At 47.9% G+C, this 15,556-nt stretch carries 26 protein-coding genes; all 26 read left to right on the plus strand.

The window, feature by feature from the left end; genetic code table 11:
* Positions 1-10: 10 nt before the first annotated feature.
* The 26 genes from rplB (at position 11) to crcB (ending at position 15,544) form a co-directional block, all read left to right on the plus strand.
* Entirely contained in the window at positions 11-850 is an 840-nt protein-coding gene (gene rplB, locus ABJ081_09030) for a 50S ribosomal protein L2 (protein MEP6356814.1), read from the plus strand.
* 12 nt (positions 851-862) lie between these two features.
* On the plus strand, positions 863-1,141 hold the full coding sequence (gene rpsS / locus ABJ081_09035; protein ID MEP6356815.1) for a 30S ribosomal protein S19: 279 nt from the start codon (positions 863-865) through the stop codon (positions 1,139-1,141).
* A gap of 2 nt (positions 1,142-1,143) precedes the next feature.
* A complete protein-coding gene (rplV, locus tag ABJ081_09040; GenBank protein ID MEP6356816.1) occupies positions 1,144-1,524 on the plus strand; it encodes a 50S ribosomal protein L22 in 381 nt (126 codons plus the stop codon).
* A complete protein-coding gene (gene rpsC / locus ABJ081_09045) occupies positions 1,524-2,255 on the plus strand; it encodes a 30S ribosomal protein S3 (GenBank protein MEP6356817.1) in 732 nt (243 codons plus the stop codon). The genes rplV and rpsC overlap by 1 nt, the downstream gene beginning before the upstream one ends.
* Positions 2,256-2,305: 50 nt before the next feature.
* Positions 2,306-2,719 carry a 50S ribosomal protein L16 gene (rplP, locus tag ABJ081_09050; GenBank protein ID MEP6356818.1) on the plus strand — a complete coding sequence of 138 codons (414 nt, stop codon included), beginning with the start codon at positions 2,306-2,308 and terminating at the stop codon, positions 2,717-2,719.
* A gap of 38 nt (positions 2,720-2,757) precedes the next feature.
* Entirely contained in the window at positions 2,758-2,958 is a 201-nt protein-coding gene (rpmC, locus tag ABJ081_09055; protein ID MEP6356819.1) for a 50S ribosomal protein L29, read from the plus strand.
* Positions 2,959-2,971: 13 nt separating this feature from the next.
* Entirely contained in the window at positions 2,972-3,223 is a 252-nt protein-coding gene (gene rpsQ / locus ABJ081_09060) for a 30S ribosomal protein S17 (protein MEP6356820.1), read from the plus strand.
* A 52-nt stretch (positions 3,224-3,275) separates the two neighbouring features.
* Positions 3,276-3,644, plus strand: coding sequence for a 50S ribosomal protein L14 (gene rplN, locus ABJ081_09065; protein MEP6356821.1), 369 nt, complete (start codon positions 3,276-3,278; stop codon positions 3,642-3,644).
* A 10-nt stretch (positions 3,645-3,654) separates the two neighbouring features.
* Positions 3,655-3,969, plus strand: a complete 315-nt coding sequence (rplX, locus tag ABJ081_09070) for a 50S ribosomal protein L24 (GenBank protein ID MEP6356822.1) — start codon at positions 3,655-3,657, stop codon at positions 3,967-3,969.
* Positions 3,962-4,519: a 50S ribosomal protein L5 gene (gene rplE, locus ABJ081_09075; GenBank protein MEP6356823.1), complete on the plus strand. Its 558-nt coding sequence runs from the start codon at positions 3,962-3,964 to the stop codon at positions 4,517-4,519. The genes rplX and rplE overlap by 8 nt, the downstream gene beginning before the upstream one ends.
* A gap of 26 nt (positions 4,520-4,545) precedes the next feature.
* Complete coding sequence (gene rpsN, locus ABJ081_09080; protein ID MEP6356824.1) at positions 4,546-4,851, plus strand: 30S ribosomal protein S14; 306 nt, start codon at positions 4,546-4,548, stop codon at positions 4,849-4,851.
* 12 nt (positions 4,852-4,863) lie between these two features.
* Positions 4,864-5,262 carry a 30S ribosomal protein S8 gene (gene rpsH, locus ABJ081_09085; GenBank protein ID MEP6356825.1) on the plus strand — a complete coding sequence of 133 codons (399 nt, stop codon included), beginning with the start codon at positions 4,864-4,866 and terminating at the stop codon, positions 5,260-5,262.
* Between the two features lie 58 nt (positions 5,263-5,320).
* A complete protein-coding gene (gene rplF, locus ABJ081_09090) occupies positions 5,321-5,854 on the plus strand; it encodes a 50S ribosomal protein L6 (protein MEP6356826.1) in 534 nt (177 codons plus the stop codon).
* A gap of 9 nt (positions 5,855-5,863) precedes the next feature.
* Positions 5,864-6,208, plus strand: a complete 345-nt coding sequence (gene rplR / locus ABJ081_09095; protein MEP6356827.1) for a 50S ribosomal protein L18 — start codon at positions 5,864-5,866, stop codon at positions 6,206-6,208.
* A gap of 12 nt (positions 6,209-6,220) precedes the next feature.
* Positions 6,221-6,769, plus strand: a complete 549-nt coding sequence (gene rpsE / locus ABJ081_09100; GenBank protein ID MEP6356828.1) for a 30S ribosomal protein S5 — start codon at positions 6,221-6,223, stop codon at positions 6,767-6,769.
* Positions 6,770-6,792: 23 nt separating this feature from the next.
* Positions 6,793-6,984 (plus strand): 50S ribosomal protein L30, encoded by a 192-nt coding sequence (gene rpmD, locus ABJ081_09105; GenBank protein MEP6356829.1) that lies wholly within the window; start codon positions 6,793-6,795, stop codon positions 6,982-6,984.
* Positions 6,985-7,007: 23 nt separating this feature from the next.
* Entirely contained in the window at positions 7,008-7,469 is a 462-nt protein-coding gene (rplO, locus tag ABJ081_09110) for a 50S ribosomal protein L15 (protein ID MEP6356830.1), read from the plus strand.
* 183 nt (positions 7,470-7,652) lie between these two features.
* A complete protein-coding gene (gene secY / locus ABJ081_09115) occupies positions 7,653-8,987 on the plus strand; it encodes a preprotein translocase subunit SecY (GenBank protein MEP6356831.1) in 1,335 nt (444 codons plus the stop codon).
* Complete coding sequence (locus tag ABJ081_09120) at positions 8,984-9,553, plus strand: adenylate kinase (GenBank protein ID MEP6356832.1); 570 nt, start codon at positions 8,984-8,986, stop codon at positions 9,551-9,553. Before secY ends, ABJ081_09120 begins: the two co-directional genes overlap by 4 nt.
* A 242-nt stretch (positions 9,554-9,795) precedes the next feature.
* A complete protein-coding gene (rpsM, locus tag ABJ081_09125; GenBank protein ID MEP6356833.1) occupies positions 9,796-10,164 on the plus strand; it encodes a 30S ribosomal protein S13 in 369 nt (122 codons plus the stop codon).
* 88 nt (positions 10,165-10,252) lie between these two features.
* Positions 10,253-10,642, plus strand: coding sequence for a 30S ribosomal protein S11 (gene rpsK / locus ABJ081_09130; GenBank protein ID MEP6356834.1), 390 nt, complete (start codon positions 10,253-10,255; stop codon positions 10,640-10,642).
* A 124-nt stretch (positions 10,643-10,766) separates the two neighbouring features.
* On the plus strand, positions 10,767-11,783 hold the full coding sequence (locus ABJ081_09135; protein ID MEP6356835.1) for a DNA-directed RNA polymerase subunit alpha: 1,017 nt from the start codon (positions 10,767-10,769) through the stop codon (positions 11,781-11,783).
* 49 nt (positions 11,784-11,832) lie between these two features.
* On the plus strand, positions 11,833-12,258 hold the full coding sequence (gene rplQ, locus ABJ081_09140; GenBank protein MEP6356836.1) for a 50S ribosomal protein L17: 426 nt from the start codon (positions 11,833-11,835) through the stop codon (positions 12,256-12,258).
* A gap of 142 nt (positions 12,259-12,400) precedes the next feature.
* Positions 12,401-13,843: a DegQ family serine endoprotease gene (locus tag ABJ081_09145; protein ID MEP6356837.1), complete on the plus strand. Its 1,443-nt coding sequence runs from the start codon at positions 12,401-12,403 to the stop codon at positions 13,841-13,843.
* Complete coding sequence (locus ABJ081_09150; GenBank protein MEP6356838.1) at positions 13,836-15,167, plus strand: replication-associated recombination protein A; 1,332 nt, start codon at positions 13,836-13,838, stop codon at positions 15,165-15,167. Before ABJ081_09145 ends, ABJ081_09150 begins: the two co-directional genes overlap by 8 nt.
* Positions 15,164-15,544: a fluoride efflux transporter CrcB gene (gene crcB, locus ABJ081_09155; GenBank protein ID MEP6356839.1), complete on the plus strand. Its 381-nt coding sequence runs from the start codon at positions 15,164-15,166 to the stop codon at positions 15,542-15,544. Before ABJ081_09150 ends, crcB begins: the two co-directional genes overlap by 4 nt.
* The last annotated feature ends 12 nt before the right edge of the window (positions 15,545-15,556 follow it).

The following is a 15,556-nucleotide window of genomic DNA, read 5'->3' on the forward strand; positions in this document are numbered from 1 at the left end:
GTGAAATAAGATGGCATTAAAAACCTTCAAACCGAACACACCAAGTCAACGTCAGTTGGTACTGGTCGACCGTTCGGCTCTATATAAGGGCAAGCCGGTCAAAACACTGACCGAAGGCCTTACAAAATCAGGTGGCCGTAATAACGCGGGTCGCATCACGTCGCGTCGTCGCGGTGGTGGTCATAAGCGTTCTTATCGACTGGTCGATTTTAAACGGAATAAATTTGATGTGTCAGCAACAGTTGAGCGCATTGAATATGATCCTAATCGTACAGCTTATATCGCTCTCATCAAATATGATGATGGCGAGCTGGCTTACATCTTGGCACCACAGCGTTTGGCTGTTGGCGACAAAGTGATTTCATCGAAGTCGGCTGATATTAAGCCCGGCAACACGATGCCACTTCAGTCTATGCCTGTTGGCACGATTGTGCACAACGTTGAGATGAAGCCGGGTAAAGGCGGGCAGATTGCACGTTCAGCTGGAACATATGTTCAATATGTTGGTCGCGATCAGGGCTATGCAATTATTCGCTTGAATTCAGGTGAAACACGTTTGGTGCAAGGCTCTTGTCTTGCAACAATTGGTGCGGTGTCTAACCCGGATAATTCGAATACGAATATGGGTAAAGCTGGCCGTAACCGCTGGTTGGGCAAACGTCCATCCGTTCGCGGTGTTGCCATGAACCCTGTCGATCACCCACATGGTGGTGGTGAGGGTCGCACATCCGGTGGTCGTCATCCAGTGACGCCATGGGGTAAACCTACCAAGGGCAAGCGGACACGCTCGAACAAGGTATCAGATAAATTCATTGTGCGCTCACGTCATCAGCGCAAAAACAAACGATAGGAGACGGGACAGTTGGCTCGTTCGGTTTGGAAAGGTCCCTTTGTGGACGGTTATCTGCTTAAAAAAGCAGACAAGGTTCGCGAAAGCGGACGTAACGAAGTTATCAAGACGTGGAGCAGACGCTCTACAATCTTGCCGCAGTTTGTGGGGCTCACTTTTGGTGTCCACAACGGCCATAAACATATTCCGGTGAATATTTCCGAGGATATGGTTGGTCACAAATTGGGTGAATTCTCTCCAACCCGTACCTACTATGGTCACGGCGCGGATAAGAAAGCGAAGAGGAAGTAACGATGGGCAAGGCAAAAGCCGGCCGTCGCTTGGCTGACAATGAAGCGCGCGCAATGAACAAGATGATCCGGGTAAGCCCTCAAAAGCTTAACCTCGTGGCTCAGCTCATTCGTGGCAAAAAAGCAGATAAAGCGCTTGCTGACCTGACTTTCTCGTCAAAGCGTATTGCGGCTGATGTTAAGAAGACATTGGAAAGCGCAATCGCCAACGCTGAGAATAACCACCAGCTTGATGTAGACAATCTTGTTGTCGCAGAAGCCTTTGTTGGTAAAGCCATGGTGATGAAACGTTTTCGTGCAAGAGCACGTGGTCGTGGCGCACGGATATTGAAACCATTCTCGCATTTGACAATCGTCGTGCGTGAAGTTGAGGAGGCGGCATAATGGGTCAAAAAGTAAACCCGATTGGTCTGCGCTTAGGCATTAACCGCACATGGGATAGCCGCTGGTATGCGGATAAGGGCGAATATGGTGATCTTCTACAAGAAGACATGAAGATCCGCGCTATGTTGATGAAAGAATTGAAACAGGCAGCTGTTTCTAAAATTATCATCGAGCGTCCACACAAGAAATGCCGTGTGACTGTTCATTCTGCCCGTCCTGGTATCGTTATTGGCAAAAAAGGCGCCGATATCGAAAAAGTTCGTAGCAAAGTTGCAGCGCTAACAACTTCAGAAGTTCACATCAACATCGTTGAAGTGCGTAAACCTGAACTAGACGCGAACCTTGTGGCACAATCTATTGCTCAGCAGTTAGAACGCCGTATTGCATTTCGTCGTGCAATGAGACGTGCTGTTCAAAATGCAATGCGTATGGGTGCCCTTGGTATTCGTATTAATACGGGTGGTCGTCTTGGCGGTGCTGAGATTGCGCGTATTGAATGGTATCGCGAAGGTCGTGTGCCGCTTCATACGCTACGAGCAGATATTGATTATGGTGTTGCTGAAGGCCTAACAGCTTATGGTATCATCGGAATTAAAGTATGGATCTTCAAGGGTGAAATCCTTGAGCATGATCCTATGGCATCTGAAAAACGCGCAGCTGCAAATAATGAAGGTCCTCCTTCAGGTGGTGGTCGTCGTCGTGAAGGTGGTCGTGATCGCGACGCTCGTTAAGATCGAGTCCGGTCTAGTTAAAGAACAAGAATGAATAGGGAACTGAAACAATGCTGCAGCCAAAGCGCACAAAGTTTCGTAAAATGCACAAGGGTAAAATCCACGGCGTAGCTAAAGGAGGCACAGACCTCAATTTTGGTTCGTTTGGTTTGAAAGCTCTTGAGCCGGAACGTATCACAGCGCGCCAGATTGAATCGGCTCGTCGTGCGATGACACGTCACATGAAACGTGCAGGTCGTGTTTGGATCCGTATATTTCCAGATGTGCCAGTGTCATCAAAGCCGACAGAGGTTCGTATGGGTAAAGGTAAAGGCTCACCGGATTATTGGGCGGCACGTGTCAAACCTGGCCGTGTAATGTTCGAAATTGATGGTGTTTCAGAGCCAATCGCTCGTGAGGCAATGCGTCTAGCGGCTATGAAACTGCCGATTAAAACGCGCTTTGTACAGCGTATTCAGGACTAAGTGCCTGATTATAAGGGACGATCAAAGGATTATATGCGATGAAAGCCGCAGATTTGAGAACAAAAACACTGGATGAGCTTGAAGACGAGCTTTTAGGTCTGAAGAAAGAGCAGTTTAATCTGCGTTTTCAACGGGCGTCCGGTCAAATAGAAAACACTTCGCGTGTTCGCGCCGTTCGTCGTGATATCGCAAAAGTTATGACAATTGCTGCCGAAAAACGCGCAGCGAGCAATGCTTAAAGGTTGATAGAAAATGCCAAAGCGCATCCTTCAGGGCACAGTGGTGTCCGACAAGACTGACAAGACCATCGTGGTGAAAGTTGAACGTCGTTTTAACCATCCGCTATTTAAGAAGGTTGTTCGTCGTTCAAAGAACTATCAGGCGCACGATGCCGATAACCAGTTTAAATCTGGCGACATGGTGTGGATTGAGGAATGTAAGCCGATTTCAAAATCGAAACGGTGGACCGTCCTTTCAGAGCGTAGCCAATCGCTCAGTAAATAGAAAATCAGGTCATGCAAATGACTTCTAACTCAATAAATATAGGCGTAAGCTCATGATTCAGATGCAAACTAACTTGGAAGTCGCGGATAACTCCGGCGCTCGTCGTGTTCAGTGCATCAAAGTACTTGGCGGCTCCAAGCGTAAATATGCTTCTGTCGGTGACATCATCGTGGTGTCAGTGAAAGAAGCTATTCCACGGGGCCGTGTTAAGAAAGGCGATGTTCGTAAAGCTGTTGTTGTACGCACAGCAAAAAGCATCCGCCGCCCGGATGGCAGTGTCATCCGCTTTGATGGCAATGCCGCCGTCATTTTGAATAATAACTCAGAGCCGATCGGGACTCGTATCTTCGGGCCGGTGCCGCGTGAATTGCGCACCAAAAACCAGATGAAGATCATCTCGCTCGCACCAGAAGTTCTCTAAAGGGAAAACCATGGCAGCGAAGCTAAAAAAGGGCGACCGTGTAATCGTACTCGCCGGAAAAGATAAAGGCAAAAAGGGCGTGATTGCTCAAGTGTTGCCGAATGAGGGACGTGCTGTTGTTGACGGCGTCAATCTTGTTCGTCGTCATACCAAGCAATCAGCTGGTGTAGAGGGTGGTATCATATCGAAATCCGCTCCTATCCAATTGTCCAATATTGCAATTGAAGATCCTAAAGACGGAAAACCAACACGCGTTGGGTTTAAAGTTGATGGCGATAAGAAAGTGCGCATTGCAAAGCGTTCGGGAGAAGTGATCGATGGCTGATGCAACATACACACCGCGTCTAAAGACGCTTTATGACGATGTCATCCGTGGCAAGCTTATTGAAGAGTTTTCATATAAGAACGCTATGGAAGTGCCGATTATAGACAAAGTGGTCCTTAACATGGGCGTTGGCGAAGCCGTTGGTGACAGTAAGAAAGTCAAAGCAGCATTCGGTGACCTTGCCCTGATCGCTGGCCAACAACCGGTTGTCACGCACGCACGCAAGTCTATCGCGGGTTTTAAAGTTCGTGAAGATATGGCTCTTGGATGTAAAGTCACACTTCGTGGCTCACGTATGTATGAGTTTATCGACCGTTTGGTGACGATTGCTCTGCCTCGTGTTCGTGACTTTCGCGGATTAAATCCGAAAAGTTTTGATGGCCGTGGTAACTATGCTTTGGGCATTAAAGAACACATCGTGTTTCCAGAAATCGATTATGATAAAATCGATCAAAACTGGGGCTTCGATATTGTGGTAGCAACTACTGCAAGTACCGACGATGAGGCCCGCAAGCTTCTGACAGAATTTAACTTTCCGTTCCGCCAGTAGGCGACGACGTTTGAGGAACTAGAACAATGGCGAAAAAAAGCGCAATTGAAAAGAACAAACGCCGCCGTGAATTGGTGGCCAGAGATGCCGCAAAACGTGCGGAACTTAAGGCGCAGATGAAAGACGAAAACCTCTCTTTTGAGGACCGTTTCAAACTGCACATGAAACTCGCGGAAATGCCGCGTGATGGATCGAAAACACGTATACGCAATCGTTGCGTTATTTCCGGTCGTCCGCGTGGGTATTACCGTAAAATGGGCATGTCCCGTATCGCGCTGCGTGAACTTGGTAACTTTGGCCAAATTCCCGGCATGGTCAAATCAAGCTGGTAAGGGGTACATATTATGAGCATGACTGATCCACTCGGCGATATGCTGACACGTATCCGCAACGCGCAGATGCGAACGAAATCAAATGTTGTAACGCCGTCTTCTCGACTGCGTGCCAATGTTTTGGAAGTATTGCAATCAGAAGGCTTTATCCGCGGCTATTCAGAAGCTGAATATGCTAAAGGCAAGTCCGAGATTACAATTGAACTGAAATACTACGATGGTGAGCCTGTTATTCGTGAAATAAAGCGGATATCAAAACCTGGCCGTCGTGTATATGCGTCGGTAAAAAATATACCGACCGTATCAAACGGATTGGGCGTAGCGATTTTGTCTACACCGAAAGGTGTTATGTCAGATTCACGCGCTCGTGAAGAAAATGTGGGTGGTGAAGTTCTCTGCCAGATCTTCTAATAGATCTATAAGAGTAAACTAATCACTGAATTATAACGAACTACAGGCAGGAAGTCTGATGTCTCGTATTGGGAAAAAACCGGTTGAAGTTCCGTCTAACGTAACAGCAACCATCGACGGTCAAAACGTCGCAATTAAAGGCCCTAAGGGTGAACTCTCTTTTGTGGTCAACGACGAAGTTTTGGTCAAAATGACAGATGACGGCATCGTGGTCGATCCGCGCGACAATTCAAAAGACGCGCGCTCTAAGTGGGGTATGTCCCGCACCATGATCCATAACCTCGTGACAGGCGTCACCGATGGTTTCGAGAAAAAACTCGAAATCAACGGCGTTGGTTACCGTGCGGCAATGCAAGGGTCAAACCTTCAACTTGCTCTCGGTTTCAGCCATGACGTTATCTACAAGGTGCCAGATGGCATTCAAGTAGCCTGTCCAAAGCCAACGGAAATCGTGGTTACTGGTATCGACAAACAAAAAGTCGGTCAGGTTGCCTCTGAAATTCGTAGTTGGCGTCCGCCAGAGCCTTACAAGGGCAAGGGTGTCAAATATGCGGATGAATATATCTTCCGTAAAGAAGGCAAGAAGAAGTAGGATCGAGAGATGGCTTATAAGAAAAAACCTGAAGATCGTCGCCGTATGCGCGTTCGTCGCCAGATCAAACAAGCAGCCAATGGCCGCCTTCGTTTGAGTGTGTATCGTTCTTCTGCAAATATTTACGCTCAAGTTATCGACGATACCAAAGGCCACACTATCGCCTCTGCTTCATCGCTTGATATCAAGCAAGGTGGCAACATTGACGCCGCTTCTGCTGTTGGCAAATTAGTTGCTGAGCGTGCGAAAAAAGCCGGTGTTGAAGACGTTGTCTTTGACCGTGGTTCATACATTTATCATGGCCGGGTGAAAGCTCTGGCAGACGCTGCCCGTGAGGGCGGCTTGAAGTTCTAAGGGATAAAGTCCATGGCAGGAAGAGATCGGGACCGGGAAGATCGTGACAGTGAGTTTACTGACAAGCTCGTGCATATCAACCGCGTCGCAAAAACCGTTAAAGGTGGCCGTCGCATGGCTTTTGCAGCCCTTGTGGTTGTTGGTGATCAAAAAGGCCGCGTTGGCTTTGGTCACGGTAAGGCGCGTGAAGTGCCTGAAGCCATTCGCAAGGCAACGGAAGTAGCCAAGAAAACAATGATCCGCGTACCATTGCGTGAAGGTCGTACCCTTCATCACGATGTAACGGGTCGTCACGGGGCAGGTAAAGTGCTTCTTCGTGCAGCGCCTCCAGGTACTGGTATTATTGCCGGTGGTCCAATGCGTGCGGTTTTCGAAACACTTGGTGTGCAGGACGTGGTTGCTAAATCATTGGGTACATCAAATCCATACAATATGGTGCGTGCAACATTTGACGCATTGAAAAACGAAGACAGCCCACGTTCAGTCGCTGCTCGTCGTGGTCTTAAAGTTTCCGAACTTCAAGCACGTCGTCAGATGGCAGGCGTTGATGATGTCGCTTAGCGAGACGGAGAGGGATTAAAACAATGGCTGAAAAAAAGACAGTCACGGTTGAGCAGATCGGCAGCCCATTACGCCGTCCGCAAGATCAGCGTCAGACCCTTATTGGTCTTGGCCTTAATAAGATGCATCGTCGTCGCACACTAGAAGATACACCTTCAGTGCGCGGTATGATTCGCAAAGTTTCTCACCTCGTACGCGTTGTCGACGAAGCATAATTTTAAAAATTGGGATTGAGACAATGAAACTCAACGAAATTGCCAGTAAACCAGGTTCCATGAAATCGCGAAAGCGTATTTGTAGAGGCATTGGTTCGGGCGTCGGTAAAACAGGCGGCCGTGGTGTTAAAGGTCAAAAATCACGGACAGGCGTGGCCATTGCAGGTTTTGAAGGCGGTCAAATGCCTATCTACATGCGTTTGCCAAAACGTGGTTTCAATGTGCCAAATGCCAAAAAACTTAATATTGTGAGCCTTCGTCGCGTCCAAACAGCTATTGATGCTGGTAAACTTGATGGAAAAGCAACAATCACAGTTGAAACGCTTAAAGAAGCGGGTGTTTTGAATCAGTTGAAAGACGGTGTTCGTCTTCTGTCTGATGGTGAATTGAAAGCCAAAGTCAATTTTGAAATTGCTGGTGCTTCCAAATCTGCAGTTTCTGCTGTTGAAAAAGCTGGCGGAAAAGTCACCATTATTGGTGCTTAAGCGAGATTAAATTAATAAAGGTCTGAGCTCTTTTGCTATTTTAGCGGTTGAGTATTCAGGCCTTTATTCTTAAGTAACATTGATAAATTGGTTCGTGTGGTGTTTTATCTGCATTAATCGGCAATGAAAGCGGGTAAAGGGTGGCCAATTAAACGGACATAATCCCGCATCGAGAGGAATTCCATGCCATCTGCAGCAGAACAACTTGCAGCTAATATAAATTTTGGTACTTTTAGCAAAGCAAAAGAACTTCAAAAACGCATCCTGTTCACGCTTGGCTGCTTGGTGGTTTATCGCATCGGCACCTATATACCAATTCCCGGAATTGATTCGGTTCAGTTAGCGATTGCCTTTGAACAAGCGCAATCTGGTATCCTTGGTTTATTCAATATGTTCTCTGGTGGCGCTGTTGGTCGTTTAGCGATCTTCGCCCTTGGCATCATGCCCTATATCTCTGCTTCTATTATCATGCAGCTTATGACCTCTGTGGTCCCTAGATTCGAACAGTTGAAAAAAGAAGGTGAACAGGGCCGAAAAGTTATCAATCAATACACACGCTACGGCACGGTGATCCTTGCTATCGTACAAGCTTATGGCATTTCTGTCGGGCTTGAAGCAAGCGGTGGCTTGGTTGAAGATCCAGGCTGGTTCTTCCGCATAACAGCTGTTATTACCCTCACAGGCGGCACAATGTTTCTTATGTGGCTAGGCGAGCAGATTACCGCTCGCGGTATCGGCAATGGTATTTCATTGATTATTTTTGCTGGTATTGTTGCAGAAGTGCCGGGCATCATTTCTCGCCTGTTCGAACTGGGTCGCACTGGCGCAATCACAACACCGCTTCTTTTGGCCTTCATGGTCATTACTTTGGCTACAATCGCTCTGATCGTTTTCGTTGAGCGCGCGCAGCGCCGTTTGATTGTTCAATATCCAAAACGACAAATGGGCAACCGGATGTTCCAAGGCGACAGTTCGCATCTGCCATTGAAGCTGAATACAGCCGGTGTTATTCCACCAATTTTTGCAACCTCTTTACTGCTGTTGCCAGTGACCGTCGCAAATTTCTCTGCTGCAGGTGGTGGCAATGAGATACTCAATACAATTGTTGCATCGCTTGGGCGTGGCCAGCCGCTATATCTGGCGCTATATGCTTCCTTGATTATCTTCTTTGCATTTTTCTACACAGCGCTGGTTTTCAATCCTCAAGAGACGGCTGATAACCTGAAGAAGCAAGGCGGCTTTATTCCAGGCATTAGACCTGGTGAGAAAACCGGTAATTATATTGATCATGTTTTGACCCGTATAACGGTTGTTGGCGCGATCTATCTTGCTATTGTCTGTCTGATCCCCGAATTTCTTCTGCCAAATAGTGGTATTGAGATAGCATTTGGTGGCACATCGCTCCTTATTATGGTCAGCGTCACGATGGATACAGTTTCACAAGTTCAAGGGCATCTTATCACTCAGCAATATGAAGGGCTGGTGAAAAAATCTAAATTGAGGGGCAAACGCAAGTGAAACTTGTAATACTTGGTCCGCCGGGGGCGGGAAAAGGAACGCAGTCGCAACGCATCGTTGAGAGCAAGGGTATCGTGCAACTATCAACAGGAGATATGTTGAGAGCTGCTATCGCAGAAGGCACACCAACAGGTATTCAGGCGAAAAAGATAATTGATCGTGGTGATCTCGTATCGGACGATATGATAAGTGGCATTGTTAAGGATCGTATTGGACATGCTGATTGTTCCAAAGGTTTTATACTTGATGGTTTTCCGCGCACTGTTCCGCAGGCTGAATCTTTAGACAGAATTTTGTCGGAAAAAGGCTTAAAGTTGGCTGCCGTTGTCGAAATAACGGTTGATGAATCCGCGCTTTTAGAACGCATAGAAAAGCGAGCACGCGAGACAGGCGGTGCGCGAAGCGATGACAATGCTGAAACGCTCAAGCAGCGTCTTGCTGTTTATCGCGAACAAACGGCTCCAGTATCGGATTTTTACAGAAAAATGGGCATCCTTTCTACCGTTGATGGTATGAAAGAGATCGATGAGGTGACGGCGTCCATTAATGCTATTTTGGATGTCTAATCAGGGAAAATATTAAATAAAGGTACTGATTCAGTAAAAGCGGGTTCTTAATGGTGTTTTTTTGTCAATAAGGTATTGACGCCGCCCTAGTAAGGCCCTAGACCCGCTCACAATCATAAATTCGGTTTGATTTCAGGTCTCGTTGTGTGCAGACATATATGTGAGCCTTTCTCATGCTAATTTAAACAATAAGCTGCGATGACCGGTATCAAACAGGTTGTCGCTTTTACGGGAGTTATATCTTGGCACGTATCGCAGGTGTTAATATTCCAACAGGAAAACGTGTAGTCATCGCACTGCGCTATATCCACGGAATCGGACCTAAAAAAGCAGAAGAAATTATTCAGACTGTGGGCATTGATCCAACACGTCGGGTTAATGAATTATCTGATGCTGAAGTAATTCAAATTCGTGAAGCAATTGATCGCGATTATATAGTAGAAGGCGACCTTCGCCGTGAGACAGCTATGAACATCAAGCGTCTTATGGATCTTGGTTGCTATCGTGGTTTGCGTCATCGTCGTGGTTTGCCTGTTCGCGGACAGCGCACAAGTACCAATGCGCGCACGCGCAAAGGCCCTGCAAAAGCTATTGCAGGTAAGAAGAAGTAATTCATTTCTCGCACGCCTTGCTTAATGCGTGTGAGTTGGTTTAGCCGCTGGAGTTACGGCGGCGTTTGAAATCGAGGAAGAAGTCGATATGGCGAAAGAAGCCACCCGCGTTCGCAGACGTGAACGCAAGAATATTTCATCGGGCGTTGCCCATGTGAATTCTACATTCAATAACACAATGATTACCATCACCGATGCGCAGGGGAATACAATCTCTTGGTCATCTGCAGGCACTATGGGCTTTAAGGGTTCGCGTAAGTCGACACCTTATGCTGCTCAGGTGGCAGCAGAAGATGCTGGCAAGAAAGCGTCTGAGCACGGAATGAAAAGCCTCGAAGTAGAGGTTTGCGGTCCAGGCTCTGGTCGTGAATCTGCTTTACGCGCACTTCAAGCGGCTGGTTTTGTGATTACATCCATACGCGATGTAACGCCCATACCGCACAACGGATGTCGTCCTCGCAAACGCCGCAGGGTATAGCGATATTCGATGAACCGCACTTTCGGACCGGTGCGGTATTACGAGCCGGAAGAGATTATTGTTGTAATAATTCTTTCTTCGCCACAAATGGCCAACGTGGCACTCGAGACTAAGGATAAGAAAAGTGATTTCAAAAAACTGGCAAGAGCTGATTAAGCCCACCAAACTGAACATCACCCCAGGATATGATGAAAACCGCGTAGCAACAGTGGTTGCGGAACCACTTGAGCGTGGATTTGGATTGACATTGGGTAATGCGCTACGACGTGTTTTGCTGTCGTCGCTACAAGGCGCGGCTGTTACTGCCGTTCAAATCGATGGTGTCTTACACGAATTCTCATCAATCGCTGGTGTGCGTGAAGATGTAACCGATATCATTCTCAACATTAAAGAAGTCGCTATCCGTATGGAAAGCGAAGGCCCGCAGCGTATGGTTATACGCAAGGAAGGCCCAGGCGTTGTAACCGCTGGTGATATTAGTGTTGTTGGTGACATTGAAGTTTTGAACCCTGACCACGTACTTTGTACATTGGATGATGGCGCGGAAATCCGTATGGAATTCACTGTGAACATCGGGAAGGGCTATGTAGCCGCTGAGCGCAACCGCCCTGAAGATGCACCAATCGGCTTGATTCCGGTTGATAGCCTTTATTCCCCAGTCAAGAAAGTGTCCTATAAGGTTGAAAATACCCGCGAAGGACAAGTTCTCGATTATGACAAGCTGACAATGACCATTGAAACCGATGCGTCACTAGCACCAGATGATGCGATTGCTTATGCAGCCCGTATTCTTCAAGATCAGCTTTCCATCTTTGTGAACTTTGAAGAACCAGAAAAAGAAGTTGTACAAGAAACTGTGCCGGAGCTTGCTTTCAATCCAGCTCTTCTGAAAAAGGTCGACGAACTAGAATTGTCAGTTCGTTCAGCAAATTGCCTGAAGAACGACAATATTGTATATATCGGCGATCTTATTCAAAAGACCGAAGCAGAAATGCTTCGCACGCCAAACTTTGGCCGCAAGTCTCTTAACGAGATTAAGGAAGTCCTCGCGCAGATGGGCCTCCACCTCGGTATGGAAGTGCAGAGCTGGCCACCAGAAAACATCGAAGAGCTCGCAAAGCGCTTCGAAGATCATTTTTAATCACGGGAGATAGTCCGCGAATACCGGATACGTCTCAAGGAGAACTCAAATGCGCCATCGTAAATCAGGCCGCAAACTCAATAGAACATCAAGCCATCGTACGGCAATGTTCGCTAATATGGCAGCAGCTCTCATCAAGCATGAGCAGATTGTAACAACCTTGCCAAAAGCCAAGGAGCTTCGCTCTGTGGTGGATAAAATCATCACGCTCGGCAAACGTGGAGACCTCCATGCGCGTCGTCAGGCGATAAGCAAGGTGCGTGACGTCGATATGGTGAAAAAACTATTTGATGTTCTTGGCCCACGTTACAAAGAACGTAATGGCGGTTACACGCGCGTTCTCAAAGCAGGCTTCCGTTATGGCGATAATGCGCCAATGGCGGTGATTGAGCTTGTTGACCGCGATGTTGACGCCAAAGGCAAAGACTCTGGTCCTGTCGAAGAAGTATCAACAAGCGAGAGCGAAGCAGCATAGTATCGCGCGCTACCTGCCTGACAAATTCAAAAGCCCTTATTGTTTCGCAGTAAGGGCTTTTTTCGTTGCCAAAGGTAAAATTGCTTACACGCGTGCTTATATGGTGTAAAATATCGTGTGATTCATAAGAGGAATAGTATTCATGAAGTTCGGTCGAACCATTGGTTTTGTTTTGATGGCGCTGGTTGGTTTCACAGCCTATGCGCCAGCTGAGGGGCTCAAAGTTGAAGGGCTTACAGATGGGTTAAAAACGGTGCCCTCAACAGCGCCTGAGGTCAAACTGACCTTTGCGCCGGTGGTTAAACGCACAGCACCCGCTGTTGTGAATGTTTATGCAACAAGAATGGTGCAACAGCGCCGTTCTCCCTTTGCGGGCGATCCCTTTTTTGAGCGCTTTTTTGGCGGGCGAGGTCGCGGCCAATCCAAACCACGCACCAACAACTCACTGGGCTCAGGTGTTATTGTTGATTCAAGCGGCATCGTTGTCACAAATTTTCATGTTATCCGCAATGCGACCGAGGTTAAAGTGGCGCTATCTGATCGTCGTGAATTTGAAGCTGAAATCATCTTGCGCGATCAAAAAAGCGATTTGGCAGTCTTGAAATTGAAAGGTGATGGCGAGGTATTTCCGGCCCTTTCTTTTGGAAGTCAAGATGATTTAGAGGTGGGTGATCTTGTCTTGGCTATTGGTAATCCATTTGGTGTTGGTCAAACAGTGACACAAGGCATCGTTTCGGCACTAGCTCGCACACAGGCTGGCATTTCAGACTCGAGCTTTTTCATTCAGACAGATGCGGCCATTAATCCTGGAAACTCAGGCGGGGCGCTGGTTGATGTGAATGGCGATATTGTAGGAATCAATACGGCGATCTTTTCAAAAAGTGGCGGTTCAATTGGCATTGGTTTCGCTATCCCTTCAGATATGGTGCGCACAGTTGTGAACTCCGCCTTGCGCGGTAGTGCTCGGGTAGAGCGGCCATGGATCGGGGCGCAGTTCCAAAATGTAGATGCTGACAGTGCTCTTGCCCTAGGCCTCAATCGCCCCTCCGGTATTTTGGTTACCAGCATTTATGAAGACAGCCCAGCAGATCAGGCGCGCATTCGCGTTGGTGATTTAATCGTCGCGGTCAACGATGTTTCATTTGATGACACCAATAGCTTTAATTATCGCTTGGCAACGCTTGGTGTAGGGCAACAAGCTGAACTGGCGGTCATGCGTGACGGCAAAAGAAAAAAGTTTGAGGTTAAGCTTATTGTCGCACCTGAAACAGTGCCACGAGATGAGCGCAGCTTAGAAGGTCGTCAACCTTTCTCCGGCGCCACTGTTGCAAATCTTTCACCGGCATTAGCCGAAGAACTACGCTTTAAGGGCGAGCCTGAAGGGGTAATAGTAACAAAGGTCAAGCGCGGCTCTTATGCCCGCCGTTTTGGCCTAAAGCGTGGTGATGTGATTTTGCGTCTGAACGGAGATACGGTGAAGAACACAAGAGAACTTGAACGCATGGCGGGTCAATCACGCGAAACATGGCAGTTTTCTTTGCGCCGAAATGGGCGCGTGCTTGAATCTGAAGAAATCCGTGGCTGATCTTTTCAAAACGCCTGACTTGTCTGACAACGCGCCGCGCCCACTGGCAGATCGCTTGCGCCCCAAAGTGCTCAATGAGGTTGTGGGTCAAGGGCATTTGGTAGGAGATGAGGGAACGCTCACCAGAATGTTGCGATCCGGCTCATTAGGTTCTCTGGTGTTTTGGGGACCGCCAGGCACAGGCAAGACAACTGTCGCTCGCCTGCTTGCCCATGAGACTGACTTAGCCTTCGATCAGATATCGGCCATTTTCTCAGGCGTTGGCGAACTCAAGAAAACCTTTGAGGTAGCGCGCGTGCGGCGTCAATCAGGCAAGGGGACATTGCTGTTTGTTGACGAGATTCATCGTTTTAACCGAGCACAACAAGATTCGTTTCTGCCGGTTGTGGAAGATGGCACAGTAATCTTGATCGGTGCGACCACTGAAAATCCATCTTTTGAACTGAATGCTGCGCTTTTGTCACGGGCACAGGTTTTGACTTTTAAATCACTGGATGAAGCGGCACTCTCTGACCTGCTTAAAAGGGCCGAGCAAGAAGAAGGCAAAGCGCTTCCTCTTGATGAGGATGCCCGTGCCGCTCTTATCCGCATGGCTGATGGGGATGGGCGTGCATCATTGATGTTGTCAGAAGAAGTTTGGCGGGCAGCGCGAGAGAATGAAATTTTTGACGCAGAAACCCTTCAAGAAGTCTTGCAAAGACGTGCACCTGTTTATGATAAGGGCCAAGATGGCCATTATAATCTGATATCAGCACTCCATAAGGCGGTTCGTGGCTCTGACCCTGATGCAGCTCTTTATTATTTGGCGCGTATGTTTGATGCAGGGGAAGACCCGCTCTATCTTGGTCGTCGTTTGGTGCGTATGGCGAGTGAGGATATTGGTCTGGCCGACCCACAGGCGCTGGTGATCACAAATGCAGCAAAAGATGCCTATGATTATCTTGGCTCTCCTGAAGGCGAGTTAGCCTTAGCGCAGGCCTGTGTTTATTTGGCGACCGCACCAAAATCGAACGCTCTTTATAAAGCGTTTAAAAGCTCCATGCGTAGTGCAAAAGAAAATGGATCGCTCTTGCCGCCCAAACATATTCTCAATGCTCCAACAAAGCTGATGAAGGATGAGGGCTATGGCAGTGATTATCATTATGACCATGATGCACCTCAGGCATTTTCGGGCCAAGATTACTTCCCTGAGAAAATGGGGCGCCAAAAATATTATGAACCGGTGGAACGCGGGTTTGAGCGCGATATTAAAAAGCGGCTTGAATATTGGCAGACGCTGCGGGTTGAGCGCGAAGCGGCGCGCGATAAGGGGAAAAAATCATGATGCATTTGATCTATGTGGCGCTTGGTGGCGCATTGGGAGCGAGTGGTCGCCATCTGGTGGGCTTGTTGAGCATACGCCTGTTTGGGGCAAGTTTTCCTGTAGGCACATTTGTTGTCAACGTTGTGGGATCCTTCTTAATGGGGGCGCTGATTGCTTATCTCGTCAAGAAGGGCGGTACTGATAGCGCACAATGGCGGTTGTTCTTGGCAACTGGCGTGCTTGGCGGTTTCACAACATTTTCGGCTTTTTCCCTCGATGCAGTGCTTTTATGGGAACGAGGGCAAGTATCTAGCGCCATTTTCTATGTTCTTGGCTCTGTCATGCTTTCCATACTTGCGTTGATGGCTGGTCTCATGCTTGTAAGGGCAGCATCCTGACGGTGTTTTTCC

This window comes from Hyphomicrobiales bacterium (assembly GCA_039989895.1).
In the GTDB taxonomy this organism is placed as follows: Bacteria; Pseudomonadota; Alphaproteobacteria; order Rhizobiales; family JACESI01; genus JACESI01.

Excerpts from the sequence above, each read along its gene's own strand:
- rplB (MEP6356814.1), top strand. The coding sequence starts at position 11 with ATGGCATTAAAAACCTTCAAACCGAACACACCAAGTCAACGTCAGTTG.
- rplV (MEP6356816.1), top strand. The coding sequence starts at position 1,144 with ATGGGCAAGGCAAAAGCCGGCCGTCGCTTGGCTGACAATGAAGCGCGC.
- rpsC (MEP6356817.1), top strand. The coding sequence starts at position 1,524 with ATGGGTCAAAAAGTAAACCCGATTGGTCTGCGCTTAGGCATTAACCGC.
- rplP (MEP6356818.1), top strand. The coding sequence starts at position 2,306 with ATGCTGCAGCCAAAGCGCACAAAGTTTCGTAAAATGCACAAGGGTAAA.
- rpmC (MEP6356819.1), top strand. The coding sequence starts at position 2,758 with ATGAAAGCCGCAGATTTGAGAACAAAAACACTGGATGAGCTTGAAGAC.
- rpsQ (MEP6356820.1), top strand. The coding sequence starts at position 2,972 with ATGCCAAAGCGCATCCTTCAGGGCACAGTGGTGTCCGACAAGACTGAC.
- rplN (MEP6356821.1), top strand. The coding sequence starts at position 3,276 with ATGATTCAGATGCAAACTAACTTGGAAGTCGCGGATAACTCCGGCGCT.
- rplX (MEP6356822.1), top strand. The coding sequence starts at position 3,655 with ATGGCAGCGAAGCTAAAAAAGGGCGACCGTGTAATCGTACTCGCCGGA.
- rplE (MEP6356823.1), top strand. The coding sequence starts at position 3,962 with ATGGCTGATGCAACATACACACCGCGTCTAAAGACGCTTTATGACGAT.
- rpsN (MEP6356824.1), top strand. The coding sequence starts at position 4,546 with ATGGCGAAAAAAAGCGCAATTGAAAAGAACAAACGCCGCCGTGAATTG.
- rpsH (MEP6356825.1), top strand. The coding sequence starts at position 4,864 with ATGAGCATGACTGATCCACTCGGCGATATGCTGACACGTATCCGCAAC.
- rplF (MEP6356826.1), top strand. The coding sequence starts at position 5,321 with ATGTCTCGTATTGGGAAAAAACCGGTTGAAGTTCCGTCTAACGTAACA.
- rplR (MEP6356827.1), top strand. The coding sequence starts at position 5,864 with ATGGCTTATAAGAAAAAACCTGAAGATCGTCGCCGTATGCGCGTTCGT.
- rpsE (MEP6356828.1), top strand. The coding sequence starts at position 6,221 with ATGGCAGGAAGAGATCGGGACCGGGAAGATCGTGACAGTGAGTTTACT.
- rpmD (MEP6356829.1), top strand. The coding sequence starts at position 6,793 with ATGGCTGAAAAAAAGACAGTCACGGTTGAGCAGATCGGCAGCCCATTA.
- rplO (MEP6356830.1), top strand. The coding sequence starts at position 7,008 with ATGAAACTCAACGAAATTGCCAGTAAACCAGGTTCCATGAAATCGCGA.
- secY (MEP6356831.1), top strand. The coding sequence starts at position 7,653 with ATGCCATCTGCAGCAGAACAACTTGCAGCTAATATAAATTTTGGTACT.
- rpsK (MEP6356834.1), top strand. The coding sequence starts at position 10,253 with ATGGCGAAAGAAGCCACCCGCGTTCGCAGACGTGAACGCAAGAATATT.
- rplQ (MEP6356836.1), top strand. The coding sequence starts at position 11,833 with ATGCGCCATCGTAAATCAGGCCGCAAACTCAATAGAACATCAAGCCAT.
- ABJ081_09145 (MEP6356837.1), top strand. The coding sequence starts at position 12,401 with ATGAAGTTCGGTCGAACCATTGGTTTTGTTTTGATGGCGCTGGTTGGT.
- crcB (MEP6356839.1), top strand. The coding sequence starts at position 15,164 with ATGATGCATTTGATCTATGTGGCGCTTGGTGGCGCATTGGGAGCGAGT.